This window comes from Pseudomonas sp. GM21 (genome assembly GCF_000282215.1).
Classification (GTDB): Bacteria; Pseudomonadota; Gammaproteobacteria; order Pseudomonadales; family Pseudomonadaceae; genus Aquipseudomonas.
The window spans coordinates 21133-39037 of sequence record NZ_AKJS01000069.1; the positions used below are offsets into that span (position 1 = coordinate 21133).

Annotated in this window: 19 protein-coding genes; 8 read left to right on the forward strand and 11 right to left on the reverse strand. The window is 58.8% G+C overall.

What is annotated here, in order from left to right:
- Nucleotides 1-89 precede the first annotated feature (89 nt).
- On the forward strand, nucleotides 90-1799 hold the full coding sequence (locus PMI22_RS19585) for a GGDEF domain-containing protein (RefSeq protein WP_007944701.1): 1710 nt from the start codon (nucleotides 90-92) through the stop codon (nucleotides 1797-1799).
- Nucleotides 1800-1875: 76 nt separating this feature from the next.
- Nucleotides 1876-2706 carry a substrate-binding periplasmic protein gene (locus PMI22_RS19580; RefSeq protein ID WP_081502762.1) on the forward strand — a complete coding sequence of 277 codons (831 nt, stop codon included), beginning with the start codon at nucleotides 1876-1878 and terminating at the stop codon, nucleotides 2704-2706.
- Nucleotides 2707-2777: 71 nt separating this feature from the next.
- Here the strand turns inward: PMI22_RS19580 and PMI22_RS19575 are convergent, their stop codons facing one another.
- Together PMI22_RS19575 and PMI22_RS19570 are read right to left on the reverse strand one after the other, a co-directional pair.
- Nucleotides 2778-3737 (reverse strand): EamA family transporter, encoded by a 960-nt coding sequence (locus PMI22_RS19575; RefSeq protein WP_007944703.1) that lies wholly within the window; start codon nucleotides 3735-3737, stop codon nucleotides 2778-2780.
- A gap of 257 nt (nucleotides 3738-3994) precedes the next feature.
- Nucleotides 3995-5098: a DNA alkylation repair protein gene (locus tag PMI22_RS19570; RefSeq protein WP_007944704.1), complete on the reverse strand. Its 1104-nt coding sequence runs from the start codon at nucleotides 5096-5098 to the stop codon at nucleotides 3995-3997.
- 438 nt (nucleotides 5099-5536) lie between these two features.
- On the opposite strand from PMI22_RS19570, the gene PMI22_RS19565 reads away from it, so the two are divergent.
- Nucleotides 5537-5941: a TraR/DksA family transcriptional regulator gene (locus tag PMI22_RS19565; protein ID WP_007907888.1), complete on the forward strand. Its 405-nt coding sequence runs from the start codon at nucleotides 5537-5539 to the stop codon at nucleotides 5939-5941.
- 580 nt (nucleotides 5942-6521) lie between these two features.
- Complete coding sequence (locus PMI22_RS19560; protein WP_443200808.1) at nucleotides 6522-7745, forward strand: methyl-accepting chemotaxis protein; 1224 nt, start codon at nucleotides 6522-6524, stop codon at nucleotides 7743-7745.
- A 50-nt stretch (nucleotides 7746-7795) separates the two neighbouring features.
- On the opposite strand, the gene PMI22_RS19555 is transcribed toward PMI22_RS19560, so the two are convergent.
- The 3 genes from PMI22_RS19555 to PMI22_RS31970 all read right to left on the reverse strand — a co-directional run bounded on the left by PMI22_RS19555 (nucleotide 7796) and on the right by PMI22_RS31970 (nucleotide 8802).
- Nucleotides 7796-8035 (reverse strand): DUF2789 domain-containing protein, encoded by a 240-nt coding sequence (locus PMI22_RS19555; RefSeq protein WP_007944706.1) that lies wholly within the window; start codon nucleotides 8033-8035, stop codon nucleotides 7796-7798.
- A gap of 130 nt (nucleotides 8036-8165) precedes the next feature.
- Nucleotides 8166-8396 (reverse strand): hypothetical protein, encoded by a 231-nt coding sequence (locus tag PMI22_RS19550; protein WP_007944707.1) that lies wholly within the window; start codon nucleotides 8394-8396, stop codon nucleotides 8166-8168.
- A gap of 157 nt (nucleotides 8397-8553) precedes the next feature.
- Nucleotides 8554-8802: a hypothetical protein gene (locus PMI22_RS31970; protein WP_007944708.1), complete on the reverse strand. Its 249-nt coding sequence runs from the start codon at nucleotides 8800-8802 to the stop codon at nucleotides 8554-8556.
- A gap of 411 nt (nucleotides 8803-9213) precedes the next feature.
- Here PMI22_RS31970 and PMI22_RS19545 point away from each other — a divergent pair, with 411 nt between their 5' ends.
- The 4 genes from PMI22_RS19545 (at nucleotide 9214) to PMI22_RS19530 (ending at nucleotide 11543) form a co-directional block, all read left to right on the forward strand.
- Complete coding sequence (locus tag PMI22_RS19545) at nucleotides 9214-9684, forward strand: hypothetical protein (RefSeq protein ID WP_007944709.1); 471 nt, start codon at nucleotides 9214-9216, stop codon at nucleotides 9682-9684.
- Nucleotides 9684-9881, forward strand: a complete 198-nt coding sequence (locus PMI22_RS19540) for a hypothetical protein (RefSeq protein WP_007944712.1) — start codon at nucleotides 9684-9686, stop codon at nucleotides 9879-9881. Before PMI22_RS19545 ends, PMI22_RS19540 begins: the two co-directional genes overlap by 1 nt.
- A gap of 122 nt (nucleotides 9882-10003) precedes the next feature.
- Nucleotides 10004-11020 carry an ABC transporter substrate-binding protein gene (locus PMI22_RS19535; protein WP_007944714.1) on the forward strand — a complete coding sequence of 339 codons (1017 nt, stop codon included), beginning with the start codon at nucleotides 10004-10006 and terminating at the stop codon, nucleotides 11018-11020.
- Nucleotides 11021-11105: 85 nt separating this feature from the next.
- Nucleotides 11106-11543, forward strand: coding sequence for a DUF3995 domain-containing protein (locus PMI22_RS19530; RefSeq protein WP_007944716.1), 438 nt, complete (start codon nucleotides 11106-11108; stop codon nucleotides 11541-11543).
- A 59-nt stretch (nucleotides 11544-11602) separates the two neighbouring features.
- On the opposite strand, the gene PMI22_RS19525 is transcribed toward PMI22_RS19530, so the two are convergent.
- Genes PMI22_RS19525 through PMI22_RS19500 form a run of 6 tightly spaced genes read right to left on the reverse strand, consistent with a single transcriptional unit; the run spans nucleotide 11603 to nucleotide 17666 of the window.
- Complete coding sequence (locus PMI22_RS19525; protein WP_007944717.1) at nucleotides 11603-11965, reverse strand: Na+/H+ antiporter subunit G; 363 nt, start codon at nucleotides 11963-11965, stop codon at nucleotides 11603-11605.
- Nucleotides 11962-12240 carry a K+/H+ antiporter subunit F gene (locus PMI22_RS19520; RefSeq protein WP_007944718.1) on the reverse strand — a complete coding sequence of 93 codons (279 nt, stop codon included), beginning with the start codon at nucleotides 12238-12240 and terminating at the stop codon, nucleotides 11962-11964. Before PMI22_RS19520 ends, PMI22_RS19525 begins: the two co-directional genes overlap by 4 nt.
- Nucleotides 12237-12725, reverse strand: a complete 489-nt coding sequence (locus tag PMI22_RS19515) for a Na+/H+ antiporter subunit E (RefSeq protein ID WP_007944719.1) — start codon at nucleotides 12723-12725, stop codon at nucleotides 12237-12239. Before PMI22_RS19515 ends, PMI22_RS19520 begins: the two co-directional genes overlap by 4 nt.
- Nucleotides 12722-14407 carry a monovalent cation/H+ antiporter subunit D gene (locus tag PMI22_RS19510; protein ID WP_007944720.1) on the reverse strand — a complete coding sequence of 562 codons (1686 nt, stop codon included), beginning with the start codon at nucleotides 14405-14407 and terminating at the stop codon, nucleotides 12722-12724. The genes PMI22_RS19515 and PMI22_RS19510 overlap by 4 nt, the downstream gene beginning before the upstream one ends.
- Nucleotides 14404-14748 (reverse strand): Na+/H+ antiporter subunit C, encoded by a 345-nt coding sequence (locus PMI22_RS19505; protein WP_007944721.1) that lies wholly within the window; start codon nucleotides 14746-14748, stop codon nucleotides 14404-14406. The genes PMI22_RS19510 and PMI22_RS19505 overlap by 4 nt, the downstream gene beginning before the upstream one ends.
- Nucleotides 14748-17666: a monovalent cation/H+ antiporter subunit A gene (locus PMI22_RS19500; RefSeq protein ID WP_007944722.1), complete on the reverse strand. Its 2919-nt coding sequence runs from the start codon at nucleotides 17664-17666 to the stop codon at nucleotides 14748-14750. Before PMI22_RS19500 ends, PMI22_RS19505 begins: the two co-directional genes overlap by 1 nt.
- Nucleotides 17667-17905 lie beyond the last annotated feature (239 nt).

Genomic DNA, 17905 nt, shown 5'->3' on the forward strand with positions numbered 1-17905 from the left:
AGGTCGCTTTCGTGCTGAACTCGGGAAACCGTAACAGCCGTTTTTCTTATCCCCGCACGTGATTGCTGGCACCGTCCAGTGATGCCACAATGCCATGCATCATAAGCACGCCAAGCATTAACCGCGACTCACTGACGATCAACATGCCCAGTCTCTGTTGCTGCTCTATCACGCCACGCGAGCCGGAGCGACTTCTGTCGACTCAGCTGCGTCGGCTGCTGTTTTTCGTGCTGCTCTCAGCCCAGGCAGCATGGGCGAACCCAGTCAGCCAACAGGATGACGTCCTGCAGGTGATTGACGTACAGCTTCGTTGGAAACATCAGTTCCAGTTCGCTGGCTACTACGCCGCCGTCGCCCAAGGCTATTACCGCGAAGAAGGTCTGGAGGTGCGCCTACACGAAGGTGGCCCCGGCATCACACCCGTCGAAGAAGTACTCTCCGGGCGCGCCCATTACGGCGAAGCCAACAGCGAATTGCTCTACGCACGTTTGCACGGCAAGCCCTTGGTGGCGTTGGCGGTGATTTTCCAGCATTCCCCCTCAGTGCTCCTGGCGCGGGCCGACAAAGGTGTTCACACCGTGCACGACCTGATCAGCAAGCCGGTGATGCTGATGGATGCACAGACCGACGCCGATTTTCTGGCCATGTTCCGCCACGAGGGCATAGACCTCGAGAAACTGAAATTGCTGCCCAGCAGTTATAACGTTGAGGACCTGGCCAACGACAAAGTGACGGCCTTCAACTCCTACCTGACCAACGAGCCCTTCTACCTGCAACAGCGCGGTATCGACTACAACGTGATCTCGCCCGTCACCTACGGGATCGACTTCTACAGCGACATCCTGTTCACCAGCCAGGCCGAGATCGACGAACATCCACAACGGGCCGAAGCCTTCCGCCGCGCCAGCCTGCGTGGCTGGCGCTACGCGATGGACAACCCCGAGCCAATCATTGACCTGCTGCTCAATCAGTATTCGGTGGAGAAAACCCGCGCACACTTGCAGTTCGAAGCCCAAGCCATGCGTGCGCTGGTGCTGCCCGACCTGATCGAGATCGGCCACATGAACCCCGGACGCTGGCAACGTATGGCTGAAGCCTTCCTCGAACTGGGCATGGTCACCAGCATCGACGGTCTGAAAGACTTCATCTACGATCCCAACCCCCCACAGCTTGTCGAGCGGCTGCGCAAGATTATTGTCATGATCAGCATTGGCTGCGCTCTGGCGCTGATTTTCACCCTGGCCCTATTGAAAGCCCAGCGCCGCCTGCGCAACGAGATCAAGTTACGCAAACTGGCCGAAGAGGAAGTGCGCAAGCTAGCCTTCAATGACAGCCTGACTGGCTTACCCAATCGCAACAGTTTTATTCCCTTCGCCAATCAGAAGCTGCTCAGCGCCAAGCGCCGTGGGGAACACCTGGCGCTATGCTATATCGACCTGAACCACTTTAAGCAGATCAATGACTGTTTCGGCCACCAGGCTGGCGATGCCATCCTGATCCACGCGGCTTGGGCCATAAAATCCAATATTAGAGAGTCCGATTTAGCCGCGCGCATGGGCGGAGACGAATTCGTCGTGTTGCTCGACGGCGCGCATCACAGACGCGATATCCAGCGCCTCACCCAGGAAATCTGCAAGGTCATCGCCCAGGCCATTCCCTGGAAAAACAGCCAGATCAAGGTCAGCGCCAGCCTTGGCGTGGCGCTGTACCCGGAAGATGGTGAACTTCTCGACGAGCTGATTTTCAAGGCCGATACCGCCATGTTCCGAAGTAAAGCCAGTATCACTGCGCAGGGCTGAGAACCTGTTTACGAACTGCACGTCCCGCGCGTTGCAATCAGCGTAATCATCGGTCATGGGGTCAGGGAATTATTGAATGGGAAGATCTCAAACACATTTTCAGTTGCCTGATAGTCTTCAGGAATCCCCAGAAGAGACGCTTATGACGATAAAAGGCTACTGCTCTGCTGCGGTTTGCGTGTGCGTTCTTTTTTGCGTGACGCTGTGCGTTAGCGCCGAGAATCTGGTGATCTATGGCGACAATAGCTACCCGCCGATTATTTACCTGGATAACGATCAGACCGCTGGAATCCTGCCGGCGATCTTCGCCAGACTGGAAAAAGATACCGGCGATACCTATGAGCTGCGCTTATTGCCATGGAAGCGAGCGTTGAAGAATGCTCAAAATAGCGACGGTGGTATCACCAATATTTCGCGTAACGAGGCTCGCGAAAAGTTCTACGATTTCTCACTACCGATTTACGACGACGACATCAGTTTGGTGGTTTTGAAAGGCCATGAGTTTGACTTCAATACGCTCAAAGACTTGCAGGGCAAGAAGCTCGGCGGTCTGTCTGGTGCCAGCTACGGTGAAGTCGTTGATCAGGCCATCAGTAACGGCGAGCTGCACGTGGAACGTGAAAACGGTGGGCAATCGAGACTGCTGAAGTTACTGGCCGGCCGCATAGATGTGGCGATTATTGGCAATGGCATTGCCGGGCTTGAAGTCATACTGGCCTCGGACCCTGGGCTTGAGGCCAATCGAAACCAATTTGTGATGCTACCCAAACCCCTGGTTCGCGACCCTCTACATTTGGCCTTTAGCAAAGCCATGAATGTGCAGCCGGCACTGGAGCGCTTCAATAAGGCGCTAGTGGCGCTAAAGCGCACAGATGAATATCAGCAATTGATTGGTATAAAGCCTTAGGAACCCTCACAAAAAGGGGCAAAAACCTGGTGCAACGCTCGTCCGCGAAGAGCCCTCCTATCGAGGCATTCTCACACCACGGCTTTGGCCTCAGCCTTGATAGCTGATTTGCGGTACGTCAGCAAAACGATGCCGGTGACCACAATCACCCCGCCCAGAACCTGCCCCGCACTGAGCATTTGATCCAGCACAATCCAGCCCATCAGCAACGTCGCCAAAGGCTCGATGTTCATTACCGGCGCATTGCGTGGCATGTCCAGCCGAGGCACCGAAATGAACAGCACGATAAAACCGGTGCCGTACAGCACCACCAAGGTGGCGAGGGCCAGCCATCCTGTCGAGGTCGCAGGCAGGTTTAGTCCGCCTGGCAGGGCGCCAGTCATTCCCGCGAGATTGACGCTGCTGAAGACGATAAAAATGGTCAACAGACTGCGCACCGAACCACGTACCTGAGACAACTTGTGGTCGGTGATCCACAGCGCGCAGGCGAACACGCTGGCGGCGCAGAATGCGAGCGCGACGCCCAGCAGCCATTCCGGGCCGACGTTGGTCGTGGTCGAAAGACGCCCGGGGACGTCCAGCACAAACACCAGTCCCACCAAAATCAAACCCATCAACGAAGCTGTGCGAGCGGTCGGTCTCGGGCCTCCCAGCGCCCAGGTGAGCAACGCCAGCAGGATGGGAAACACGTTGGCCACCAGCAGCGCCAGCGCCACCGGGACCCGTGCGACGGCGGAGTACAGACACAGGCTCTGCGCGGTAATCAGAAGGCCCAACAGCAATTGCCAGCGCCAGGCACCCGCCGGAAGACGCAGACTTTGTCTTTGCCACAGCACCAGGATGGCGAGCACCAGCAAGGTCCCACCAGAACGCATCAAAATAGCCAGCAACACCCCCGCGCCATCATCAAAAGCGACCCGCGCCGCCACATGGTTACCGGCGAACGCACAGCCCATGCACATAAGAATGATCACGGCGAGATGGCGGGGGAAGGGCGGCGGTACGGTTTGCGCTAAGGTAGGGCGGGGCATGGCAGATCTCGAAGGGTGACAGGCCAACTCGGGGATGGCGTGGGTGTTTTTATTATGTTGTCGTACAACTTGGTCGATTTGTACCGTATTCGGGTAGGTCGGGCAAGAGAGATTGGGAGGGCTGTAGGCTTTGTTGTTGGGCTTTAGCGCAGTTTTTGGGTGCCTTGATGAATGGATGGAGATCGTATGACCTGATTCCCGCGGCTAAATCAGTAACCCTTTGCGAGCAGTCTGCTCCTACAGAAATAGGGCATATTTCAGGCAATGATTTCGAATGAGGTGCTGGCCCGGCGCTCGCCGTTCACCAGGATGTGCACGGCATGCACGCCCACATAGTGTTTGCGCGTGGTGAGCTCCTTGATCTGCTGACCACGGCTGACCCGTTCAGTCGCCTTTGCAGGCAACGTCACCGCCTTAAGCTTGAACACCTTCGCCGACGTGCTGCCATTGGCTTTGACGTAGTCAATTGCATAATCGATCACCAGCCGCTGACTCTCTGCTACCGTGGATTTCACCACAAACGACAGTGTGATTTTCTCTCCCAGACGAATCACCGCCGGTTCGACCTTCACCTCAATAATCTCGACCTTAGCCTTGCCACTGGCCCCAATAATCGCCAGTGCCCGTTGATTGCCCTGTTTGATCAAGCTGCGCAACGCATGCCGGGCAATCCACGCGGTGTGTCTGTTTTCCAGCGACCAGCCCTCAATCAGATCCAGCACCCACTCGGGGTGATCCTTGGTGATGTCATTGAGGTGGTTGGCGACGGATTTGCGCACGTAAAGGCTTTCGTCCGCCTTGAGGTTGTCGAGTATGGCGGCGGCCAGTGTCGGATCGGCCTGAATCTGTTCCAGCCGAAACGACCACGGCAAACGCGGTCGACTGCCTTCGCTGGCCAGACGCCGGACGTGTTCATTGTCATCCCGCGACCATTGCTGCATCAGCGCCAATGAACGCTGTAAATCGCTGCGCAGAAAATAGCGGATCGCAAACTCCGCCGAACCAAACGCGGTGAAGTACTTGAGCGCGTCCATCGACTGTTCGAAATCATGGGCGCCATACAGCGCCACGTAATGCGGTAGCGAGATGCTGACGAAGCCGCTGTTGAGGCGCGGGGCGAGGGCGCGCAGCACGTCGATGGATTCGTCGTAACTTAGCGGCAATACCGCGTGCAGGCTTTCGCTGACCCGGGCCATGCGCTGCATGATCGACAAGTCGAGGAGGCCATCGTTGGCCATCTTCAGGAAGGCCTTGGCGTTGAAGTCGGGGTAAACCGCGGTCATTTCGGTCGCGATGTGCTTGAGGCGCTCGGCGTTGAAGATTTCCTTCAGCGCCGGGGAGGGCTGTTCGGCGGCGGTCATGGGTAAGTCCGGTTGAGGGGGTGGCTCAGGTTATCGGGGGTACTGAAGAATGCCTCAAGCGTTTCTTTCATTAATACATTTCTTCAGAGGACCATCGCGGGACGGACAACCTTAGCTGAGGTTTTGCTCCTTGACTGATCGGCATCAGGCCTTGCGCGGCCTTTTGTCTCCTATATACCGCCATTCAATTGAATTTCTTGCTATAAACGCACTCCGATAACGGCGGCAACGGTTGCCATAGAGCACTTTACGTACCTTGTCGGACAAATTCGCTGACTTTTCAGTTGCTGGGGCCTCAAGTCGGCCTTAGACTGCCGCCCCTCGTAAATTGAGTGCCGGGTGGCGCTTGGAATAAACGGCGCCTTTCCGATGGCCTCACCAGGTCCGCCGGAACGCTCCCTAATTCGCCTTAATGCACGTTTTTTTATAGAGATATCAATGACAAAGGACAAGTTGCTGGCCATGCCGGCGGATGACTACATGAATGCTGAGCAGCACGCTTTTTTCTCCGAGCTGTTGCAGAACATGAAAGTCGAAACCCATGAGCGCATCGAACAGAACCGCATCGCCATCGAGAGCCTGGACACCCCGGCCGATCCGGCAGACGCAGCTTCCGTTGAAGAAGAGCGCACCTGGCTGGTAAACGCGATCGATCGCGACCAGCGCATGCTGCCTCAGTTGGAACAGGCTCTGGAACGCATCAAAGAAGACAGCTTCGGCTGGTGCGACGACAGCGGCGAGGCCATTGGCCTCAAACGCCTGCTGATCAGCCCGACCACCAAGTACTGCATCGAAGCTCAAGAGCGTCACGAACAGATCGACAAGCACCAGCGTCAGGCCTGATTTCGTAGCGCCCCGCATCGCGGGCGAGCCTCACTCCAAAAGGAGCAGGGCTGGCCCGCGATGCTTTTTTTCGTCTGCGAAAAACCTCGCGCACCTCTATTGTTCGGCTGCAAAAACCACGACTAATGGATCATAGATAATGGCCTTGTAGTGGCGTTAAATGCGCAGACAACAATTAGAAGGTCATGGGGTGATGAAGATGACGAGAGACGGATCTCTGGCGGCGGCAGCGCCTGCGCCAGTGCTTTTGCCGAAAAACCTTTGGCTGACCCCGACCCTGCAAAGTGTCGCCCTGATGCTGTTGTTGAGCGGCATGGCGCTGGGTGGCTGGTCGCTTTACCTTGGCTTGCCCTTGGCCGTGTTGATTGTGTGGTTGCCGCGTCTACGCTCCCGCGCTACGCCCGAGGTCACCTCGATGGACGCTTCCAGTACCATCACCGCGTTGACTCGCGACCTTTCCTACACCACCAGTCATAACGCGCTATCCGCAGCCGGCGTAGCGTTTTCGGTCAAGCAACTGGCGGACAAACTGCAGTCGCAACTCAGCGCGGCGGCACAAATTGTCCGCAATGCCGAGGTGATGATCGCGACCGAGCAGGCTACCTCCAAACTCAGCCGTGAAGCCCTTGGTGCTGCCAGCGAAGCTCATCAAAGCGGCGCAGCAGGGCGCAAGGAGCTGATTGAATCCATCGCCCGAATGCATCAACTCAGTCAGCGCGCCAGCAACAGTCGCGAGTTGATCGAGGCCCTGAGCCTGCGCAGTGACGACATCCAGCGGGTAACGCTGGTGATTCAGTCCATCGCCAACCAGACCAACCTGCTGGCGTTGAACGCCGCTATTGAAGCCGCGCGGGCGGGTGAGCACGGTCGCGGCTTTGCGGTCGTGGCCGATGAAGTGCGCGGTCTGGCGGCGCGAACGGCGACAGCGACCGGTGAGGTCGGCGAGATGGTGGCCGATATCCAGCAACGCACCGCTCAGGTCGTGGAGCAGATTCGCCAACTGTCCAGCGACCTCGACAGCGGTGTCGAGCAAGTCGAGCACACCGGTCAACACCTTGAAAACATCGCACGGCTGGCTGCTGGCGTTGAACATCAGGTCGGGGAAATCGCTCGGGGCGCGGACACCAATCGCGAACAACTCGACAGCCTGTTCCATGCCATCGAACAGATGCGCAGCGATCTGGCGGTCAGCGACCAACAGACCCAGCGTCTGGCCCAGGCCGCCGTGCAAATGGAAGGTCAGGCCGAATCCATCAGTGAACGCCTGGCCGAAGTCGGCCTGGATGACTATCACCAACGTATTTATGACCTGGCCCGCGAAGGCGCGAGTCAAATTGCCGCACGTTTCGAAGCGGATATCGACCAGGGGCGTGTCAGCCTTGATGACCTGTTTGACCGAAATTACCAGGCGATCCCCAAAACCAGCCCGGTCAAGTTTCAAACCCGTTTCGACCGCTACACCGATCAGGTCTTGCCGGCGATTCAGGAGCCGTTGCTACCGCGTCATGAAGGATTGGTGTTTGCCATCGCCTGCACACAGCAGGGGTATGTGCCGACCCATAACACGGTCTTCTGCCAGGCGCTAACCGGCGACACGCAGGTTGATACCCTGCAAAACCGCACCAAACGTAAATTCGCCGATCGCACCGGTATCCGCTGTGGCAGCCATCAACAACCCGTGTTGTTGCAGACGTACACCCGCGACACCGGCGAACTGATGCACGACCTCTCGGTGCCGATCATGCTCAAGGGCCGGCACTGGGGTGGGTTGCGGTTGGGTTACAAGCCACAGAGTGCTCGCTAGAGGCCCAATATCGTAGCGAACCTTGTAGCAGCTGGCACCTGACAGCCGGGTTAGTGAACCTGATGCAGACGCAGGTTCAGTTCGTCGACCACCCGCGCCCAGTCGGCGTCTTCCCGTAATTGCTCTTTCAGGAAACCGGCTTGCTGAGGCGTCCAGAACTCGGCGTCGATCAGTTTTTTGTCGTCAGCCAACGGTGAATGGCTGGCAATGAAATCATCGATGGCCTTCTGGCTGGAGTCCAGGCCGAGTTGGTCGAACAAGCCTTTCAAGTCGTGTGTGGGTGAATCCATGTTCATCTCCTGGTGGTTCGCGTCGAGTGCGAGATCTGAAGGGCGGCTTCATTGCATCTGAGGAGGCCGCGCTTCAGGAGTTCGATGGATGTTCCAAAGCAGGAGTGAGCATAGACGGCAAATTCGATGATCAGGCTTTCAATGCACCTGCATCGACAGCCGCCTTCAGGGCTTGGGCCGATTCCTGGGCGGCAATGGCGGCAACATCCGCCGTTTTGAACCAGCGATCCTTCTCGACCTGGTGATACGTCACCGTGGTCAATTTCGGTTTGGCGCGCATGACAATCACTGCCTGGAATTCGCCGTCGATCTCTCTGGCTTCGCCCCGGATCATAAATTCGCCAATATCAAATTCCGTCACGTAGCAGCCTTCCCTTGGAAATATTTTGTTGTTTTGAGCGCCGTCCGACGTGGGAACGGGTTTCATGGGGCGGGCAGTATGGCAGCAGTTGCCCGCCGACGGCTGAGTTAAGTCGGCGGTGTGACGAAACGTCGGCTGGATTGAGCTCTGCGGCGCCTCATTCGCGTGACTCAAGTGAGCGGGCAAGTGCACAGGCTTCATTGTGGTCGCCGCGGAAACCTCTGACGCGACCGGTGGCGGCTTCCTTGATATGGAAAAACGCGTTGCCGGCCAAAATCACCTGAAATCTCGGCCAGGCAGGGGCTTCGGGGGGCAATCGAGGTCGTTCGAGTATTCCCTGAGGGTGCGACGAGGCGTCGTGCGTATAAGGCATCTGGGCGGTTGCAAAATGAGTCATAGTGCACATATGAAGTCCTTTTCATTGTTTTACCGACGTATGTACGTCGTTTTGGGTAGTCTCTGTCAGCATCGCTGCTCTAGAATTGCCATCACGGGTTGGCGAATGCTGTACATCTAAAGCAATTTTTTGCGGGCGATATGTCAGAAAAGTGCTTTTCTTGAAGCGTTTTATCCTTAAAGTTAGTCATCCTGTTTCCTCTGGCAGCAAGAAGGGTATTTTCCTTCAACCTCTGACGACGTTGAGGGAAGACGGCGCGAGTGGTATTCCAGTACGCTCACCAACCTCGCGATGCACGAGCCCTCTGCCCGGATCAGGATTTCAACCCGGATTTTTTGCAAGACTATCGGTATGGCCGCTTTTTTTTGCTGTGCGCCTTTCCTGCGTGCGGTATCCAATTTCAGATATGGGGATGTTTCCTTGGCAGTAAGTAATCTCGATATGCATGCTTTGTTCGTGTTGGGTGATTTGCGCGCAAAGTTGGTTAAACAGTTTCAATCTCGTTTCGTCTACATCACCGAACAAAACGCCGAAGGCATTTACATTGCCGAGGTCGACACCGAAGAAGCGCTGGTGGTGGACGACAAGCCGGGGCTGAAACTCAAGGTCGGCGATCATTTCAGCGCCTCTGTTCTACCGAGCCGCGAAGGTGGCAAGCTGGACATCAAGTTTCGCGAAATCAAACTGACGGTGTATGGGTTGGGCGATTACGCGTTTGTCACCACCGCCGATGGTCAGGCAATTGTGTTCAAGGAAGGCCATAGCGTGGTCACGGTGTTCGCCGCCCACCAACAGTTACAGGAAGGCCTGACTAAAACCCTGAAAGCCGTAACCGCCAAGGCCGCGAAGTGGCGCAAGGGCGAGCTGGTGACTTTCAAGGCCAGCGAGTAATGACCCTGACCCGCGCCGATTTCCACGAACAGAACCAGGCCAGTGCACTTACCGAGGCCCGGCGGCTTTTCGAGCAGAAGGCTGTTCTGCAGGGAGCCTGGCTGAATTGGGTAGCGTCACAGATTTATACACTGCGTCCGGCGGCGTACGCCAGCATGGTCCGAAGAGAGTTGTCACGCTTGCAGGCCGCTGACTAAAGTTAATTCCCGCCCCTCGAAATCAGGATCCTCTACTACAGTCAATTGACTGAATATTTTGAGGCTGCGGTCGTTCATCAGGCCATCCTGCTATTGCTGTGAACAGCACGAGGTGCAAAAGCATGAAAGGATTTCGACGGTTGCTGGCGGCGTCACTGGCCAGTGTCGGGTTGTTGACCTCACCCCTTCCGGTATTCGCGGCCCAGGCGCCGATCCACTTCGCCGACCTCAATTGGGAAAGTGGCAGTCTGATCACGGATATCCTGCGGATCATCGTCGAAAAGGGTTACGGGCTGCCGACCGATACCTTGCCAGGCACCACGATCACCCTGGAAACCGCACTGGCCAACAATGACATTCAGGTCATTGGTGAAGAATGGGCCGGTCGCAGCCCGGTCTGGGTCAAGGCCGAGGCTGAAGGCAAGGTGGCGAGCCTGGGCGATACGGTCAAGGGCGCCACCGAGGGTTGGTGGGTCCCGGAATACGTGATCAAGGGCGACCCGGCCAAAGGCATCAAGCCGCTCGCGCCGGGGCTGCGCAGTGTCAGCGACCTGCCCAAATACAAAGACGTGTTCGCCGACCCCGAAAGCCCAGGCAAGGGGCGCTTCCTCAACAGCCCGATCGGCTGGACATCAGAAGTGGTCAACAAGCAGAAACTCGCCGCCTATGGCCTGAACGACAGCTACGTTAACTTTCGCAGCGGTTCCGGGGCCGCGCTGGACGCAGAAATCACTTCATCGATCCATCGGGGTAAGCCGGTTCTGTTCTATTACTGGTCTCCGACGCCCTTGCTCGGGCGCTTCAAGCTGATTCAGCTGGAGGAGCCACCCTTCGATGCCGAAGCCTGGAAAACCCTGACCGACGCCGACAATCCCAATCCCAAGCCGACGCGTTCGCTGCCCTCGAAGCTGTCCATCGGTGTGTCTGCGCCGTTTCAAAAACAGTACCCGCAAATCGCCGAATTCTTCAGCAAGGTCGATTTGCCGATCGATCCATTAAACAAGGCCTTGGCCGAGATGAGCGAAAAACATACGCCACCGCGCCAGGCGGCGGAAGCGTTCATGAAGGCACACCCTGAGATCTGGCAGGCGTGGGTGCCAAAAGAGGTGGCCGACAAGGTCAACGCCGACCTCAAGTAAACCGATGGCTCACCCGATTGTATTTTGCCGAGTATCGCTATCACCGCCCGGAGCACATTCGCTCCCACTGGATGGATGCCCGAATATGAGTCTGATGGTCGCGCAATGGATGGCTTCAATCTTTTTGATTATTAGCCTGATCCACGTGTATTGGGCGTCGGGCGGCAAATGGGGTAGTGAAGCGGCGGTACCACGAGTACCCGGGGAGGGCGGCGCGCAATCAAGGCCTGCGTTCAAGCCGTCGGGTTGGCTGACGTTGCTGGTGGCGGTGGGGTTGCTGTTGATCGCCATGCTGGTGTGCTTGCGAGTCGGTCTGTGTTTACCTTTGGTGCATGACCGGTGGCTGCAATGGGTGATCAGTGCCATTGCAATACTGATGTTCGCCCGGGCGATTGGAGATTCGAACCTGGTGGGGTTCTTCAAAGAGGTCAAGGACTCGATGTTTGCCCGGCTCGATACCTGGGTGTATTCGCCCTTGTGTGTGGTGTTGGGGGCTGGACTGTTGGCAGTTGCCTGGATTTGAGTTGTCTGGGCAATAGCCATCGCGAGCAGGCCCTGCCAGTCAATACAAAACCCCTTGATTCAGCTCCCGCTCTCAGTCCGCCGACTGCTCACCTCAGCCGGCACATCATCCCCGGCCATGCGCTTGCGAAACAGCGCCGCCCGAGCCAGCAGCAAGGTGGTCACCGGCACGGTGATCGCCAACAGAATCGGAATCAGCCAGGCATGCAGCACCAGCCCCGACTTGAGCACCGAAAAGTAAATGATCGACGCCAGCGCCACGCACCACGCGCCCAATGTCGAAGCCAGCGCCGGCGGGTGCATGCGCTGGAAGTAATCCTTCATGCGCACCAGGCCAATGGCGCCGACCAGCGCAAACAAGCTGCTGAGCAGCAGCAGAATCGCCACTGGAACCTCGACCCACAGCGACAGTTCACCACTCATTCGATCACCTCGCCACGCAGCAGGAATTTCGCCAGGGCAAACGAGCCGACGAAGCCGAACAGGGCGATCAACAGCGCCGCCTCGAAATAGGTGTCACTGGCATAACGAATACCCAGCGTCAGCATCATCAGCATCGCGATGATGTACAGGTAATCCAGCGCCAGTACCCGATCCTGGGCCGATGGCCCTTTAAACAGACGGATCAGGGTCAGGATCATCGCCACGGAAAACAGGAACAGGCTCAGCAGGATTGCGTTCGACAGCAATGCGCTCATTCGAAGATCTCCATCAAGGGGCGTTCATAGGTCGCCTTGAAGTGCTGGATGAACAGCGCTTCGTCATCCAGATCGAACACATGCAGCAACAGAATGCTGCGGTCCAGCGCCAACTCCGACCAGACGGTGCCCGGGACCACGGTGCAGATTGCCGACAGCGCGGCGAGGCCGTTGGCATCGCGCAGGTCCAGCGGCACTTTGATGAAGCGCGAGTGCGGCGGCCGGCGACCGGCATTCAGCACGCCCCAAGCCACGGCGAGGTTGGACACCACCACGTCGCGACCGACCACCAGGAGCAAACGCAGGATCACCCCGGGGCGACGAATACGAATCGGCAGTGGTCGCAACCGGCGCATCATCAGCGGTGCACAGAAACCCAACAGGGCACCGAGCAACAGGTTGCCCGGGCTCATCGACTGGTTCAGCACCAGCCACAATAGCCAGAGCCCCAGCGACAACCAGGGTGAAGGGAGCAGGCGTTTCATGGTTGCACCTCCGTCATCGCCGCTTTGGCTGCCGGGCTTGGCACAGCACGCGTCCCGAGCACGGCCATCACGTATTGCTCCGGGTTGTTCAAGGCATCGGCGGCGGCCTGGGTGTAGCGCAGCAGCGGTTCGGCCTTGAAGGTCAGCGCAATGCTCAGCCCGAGCAGCACGATGATCGGCACGCATTCAAACCGACGCAGCAGCGGCGACGGACGTTCTTGCGGGGTCCAGAAACGCTGGATGCCCAAGCGCGAGAACGCGATCAGCGAGGCGAGCCCCGACAGAATCAACAGCGCCAGCAATCCCCACGCCGCATTCGACACCGGTTCACCTGCGCCATTGCCCAGGCCGAGCGGGTTGAGCAGGGCGCTGAGCAGGGTGAGTTTGCCGATGAAGCCGGAGAGTGGCGGCATGCCGATGATCAGCAGTGCGCAGGCAATGAAACTCAAACCGAGGAAGGCCATGGTCCAGGGAATCACTTGGCCGACCACGGCTTTGAGATCGTCATCCAGGTTGATGCCTTTGGGCGGTTGCGCGGAGGGCACCGGTCGCGCAATCAGGTCGGCGTCATCGAACAGCGGCAGTTCATTGACCGAGCGGGAACGCTCGATCAACTCGGCCAGCAGGAACAACGCGCTCAACGCCAGGGTCGAGCTGACCAGATAGAACAGCGCCGCCGCAATCAGGTTCGGTTGGGCGAAGCCGATCGCTGACAGTAGAATCCCGGCCGACACCAGAATGCTCAGGCTGGCCATGCGCTCCAGGCGTTGGGCCGCCAGAATCGCCACGGCTGCGCAGACAATCGTCGCCATGCCGCCGTAAATCAGCCATTCGCCGCCAAAGTAGGCAGACGCCCCAGCCTGACCGGAGAACAGCAGCGTCCACAATCGCAGCAAGGTGTAGACGCCCACCTTGGTCATGATCGCGAACATGGCCGCTACCGGCGCGCTGGCCGAGGAGTAGGCCGGCACCAGCCAGAAGTTCAGCGGCCACATTCCGGCCTTGGCCAGAAACGCCACCGCGAGAATCCCCGCGCCGGCATGCAGCAAGCCACGGTCGGCTTCGGGCACCAGCGGGATTTTCAACGCCAGGTCGGCCATGCTCAGGGTGCCGGTGACGCCGTAAATCAGCGCCGCGCCAATCAGGAACAGCGACGACGCCAACAGGTTGATCGAGATGTAATGCAGCCCCGCCGACACGCGCGGCCGGCCGGAACCGTGCAGCATCAAACCGTAGGACGCCGCCAGCAGCACTTCGAAAAACACGAACAGGTTGAACAGGTCGGCGGTCAGGAACGCGCCATACAGCCCCATCAATTGAATCTGGAACAGTGCGTGGAAACTGGAACCGGCGCCATCCCAACGGGCCATGGCAAACAGCAACGCGCTGACGCCAATGATCCCGGTCAACACCAGCATCAGTGCAGACAGGCGATCAACCACCAGCACCAGGCCGAACGGCACTTGCCAGTTGCCCGGCAAGTACACTCCGATGGAACCTGGCACGCCGGTGGTTTGGGTCCATTGCAGCAGCGCCACCGAAACCCCCAGGCCGAGCAGGCTGGAGAACAGGTTGATTTTGGCCTTCAGCGGCCGGTGTTTCTCGCCGAGCATCAACATGATGGCGGCGGTCAGCAGCGGCAGCAGAATCGGCGCGGCGATCAGGTGCGTCATCGCATTCATTCTTTAGGCTCCCGGCCATCGACATGGTCGGTCCCGGTCAAGCCCCGGGAGGCAAGCAGCACCACCAGAAACAGTGCGGTCATGGCGAAGCTGATGACAATGGCGGTCAGCACCAGCGCCTGCGGCAATGGATCGGTGTAGTGCAACAAGTCCTGCGGAACGCCGTCCTTGATGATCGGCTCCCGGCCGATGAACAGGCTGCCCATGCTGAAAATGAACAGGTTGACGCCATAGGACAGCAGGCACAGCCCCATCACCACCTGAAAGGTCCGTGGCCGCAGGATCAGCCACACGCCGGACGCGGCGAGCACGCCGATGGCGATTGCGATGACTTCTTCCATCAGACGGCTCCTTGCGTGGCGACAGGCTTGGGCTGGGCTGCGGTTTTGTGGCCGCGAACCGATTGGTGGGCGAGGGCGGTGAGGATTAGCAGCGTCGAACCGACCACCACGCCATACACGCCGATATCGAAAAACAGTGCGCTGGCGATATGAATGTCACCCAGTACCGGCAGGGTGAAATGCCAGGTGTGGGTGGTCAGGAACGGATAACCGACCGCCATGGCTCCGAGCCCGGTGACCGTGGCGAACAGCAGCCCGGTGCCCATCCAGCGCAGCGGTCGCAGGCTCATTTGCGCCTCGACCCACTGCGTGCCGGCGACCATGTATTGCAGGATGAACGCTACCGACATCACCAGTCCGGCGACAAAACCGCCGCCCGGTTGATTGTGCCCGCGCATGAACAAATACAACGACACCACCAGTGCAATCGGCAACAGCAGGCGCACCAGCACCGCCGGGACCATCATGAAACCCAGCGCGGTGTCGCTGGCGTGGCGCGGGTTGACCAGGTCAGTGACCACGTCCGGTGCCAGCAGGCGTTGCTGGGCAGGCAGCTGCAGGCTTTCTTTCGGAGGACGGAAACGTCGAAGCAGGGCGAATACGGTCAGGGCCACGGCCACCAGTACGGTGATTTCACCGAGGGTGTCGAAGCCGCGGAAGTCCACCAGCATCACGTTCACCACGTTGCTACCGCCGCCTTCGGGCAGGGCACGACTGAGGTAGAACGAGGAAATGTCGTTGGGCGTCTGGCGTGTCAGCATCGCATAGGCCAGCAGGGCCATGCCGCCACCGACCACGGTCGACAACAACAAGTCGCGGATACGCCGGATGCGCGCCTTGCGCAAGCTGCTTGGCAGTGGCGACACTTCTTCGATTCGTCGTGGCAGCCAGCGCAGGCCCAGCAGGATCAGCACCGTGGTCACCACTTCTACCGCCAGTTGCGTCAGTGCCAGATCGGGCGCGGAAAACCAGACGAAGGTCACGCAGGTCATCAGACCGCAGACGCTGACCATGGTCAGGGCCGCAAGCCGGTGGTATTTGGCCTGCCACGCCGCGCCGAGGGCGCAGACAATCGCCAGCAGCCAGAGGGTCACAAACACGATCGAACCGGGAATTTTCGGCCGGTCGCCCCAGCTCAGGCTGCTGTGGAGCATCGGGATCAACCCGGCCAACACGGCGACGAGGACCACCAGAAACAATTGGGTTTGCAGGCGATGGGTGCTGATCCGCCGCACCAGACGACGGGCCAGGCGCATCATGATCACCAGGCTGCGCTCGAACAGGCGCTTGCCGCTGAGCCGGCCAATCATCGGCGGGTACTTGAAGCGCCCGCGCTTGAGCTGATTGCGCAACAGCAAATAGAGCACGATGCCGCCGGACATGGCGATCAGGCTCATGATCATCGGCGCGTTCCAGCCATGCCAGATGGCCAGGCTGTATTCCGGCAGGGTGCCGCCCACTACCGGCAGGGCCGCGGCAGCCAGTATGGCGCCGACGACTACCGCCGGAAAAATCCCCACAATCAGACAGGTGAACACCAGCAGCTCCACCGGCGCGCGCATCCAGCGCGGTGGCTCGTGCGGGGTATGCGGCAGGTCGGTGGCGGTCGGGCCGAAGAACACGTCGACGGTGAAGCGCAGCGAATAGGCGACGCTGAAGGTACCGGCGATGGTCGCGACAATCGGCAGGCTCCATTCGATCCAGGCCGTGGCATTGATGAACACGGTTTCGGCAAAGAACATTTCTTTTGAGAGGAAACCGTTGAGCAACGGCACGCCGGCCATCGAGGCGCTGGCGACCATGGCCAGGGTGGCGGTGAACGGAATCAGCTTGATCAGGCCGCTGAGCTTGCGAATGTCGCGGGTGCCGCTTTCGTGGTCGATGATCCCGGCGGCCATGAACAGCGAGGCCTTGAAGGTGGCGTGGTTGAGAATGTGAAACACCGCAGCCACGGCCGCCAGCGGGCTGTTCAAGCCCAGCAGCAGGGTGATCAGGCCCAGATGGCTGATGGTCGAATAGGCCAGCAAACCTTTGAGGTCGTTCTGGAACATCGCGCAGTAAGCGCCCAGCAGCAGGGTGCAGGCGCCGGCGCCGCTGACGATGTAGAACCATTCTTCGCTGCCGGACAGCGAAGGCCAAAGTCGTGCCAGCAGGAACACCCCGGCCTTGACCATGGTTGCCGAGTGCAGATAGGCCGAGACCGGGGTCGGCGCCGCCATCGCATGGGGCAACCAGAAGTGGAAAGGAAATTGCGCGCTTTTACTCAAGGCGCCGACCAGGATCAGGGGTAACAGCAGCGGGTAGAGGGCGTGTGCGCGAATCAGATCGCCAGCGGCCAGGACCCTGTCCAGGTCATAGCTGCCGACCACATGGCCGAGGAGCATCACTCCCGTCAGCAGGCACAAGCCGCCCGCACCGGTCACCATCAGCGCCATATAGGCACCGCGTCGTGCGTCGCTGCGGTGGTGCCAGTAACCGATCAGCAGGAACGAGAAGAGGCTGGTCAGCTCCCAGAAAAATACGATCTGGATCAGGTTCCCGGAAATCACCAGCCCGAGCATGGCGCCCATGAACGCCAGGAAAAACGCGAAAAATCGCGGTACCGGATCGTCCGGCGACATGTAGTAGCGTGCGTACAACGAGACCAGTGTGCCAATGCCCAACACCAGCAGCGAGAACAGCCAGGCGAACCCGTCCAGACGCAAGACGAAATTCAGACCGAGGCTTGGCAGCCAAAAGTATTCTTCGCGGATCACGCCGCCTTGGGCGATGTGCGGGTACAAGAGCGCGACCTGGACGGTGCCGATCAGTGCGACCAGGCCCGCCAGCAGGGAGGCAGTATTACGCGCGTTGTGCGGCAGCACGGCTGCCAGACAGCTGCCGATAAAAGGCAGAAGCAGTAGAACTATCAGGGACATAGGCTTCTAATCTGCGGAAGTTTGTGAAGCATCATACGTGCCACAACCCGGATCGCCAAACGCCATGCTGTCGCAGAATCCTTCACGGTAGACGCAAAAACCTTGGATCACATTGTTTCAAAGATTTGTATCCACCGGGCTGGACCCATCGCCGGCAAGCCGGTCTCGCTCCCACAGGGGAATGCAATCAAACTGTGGGAGCGAGCCTGCTCGCGATAGCGATCTGACTGGCAATCGAG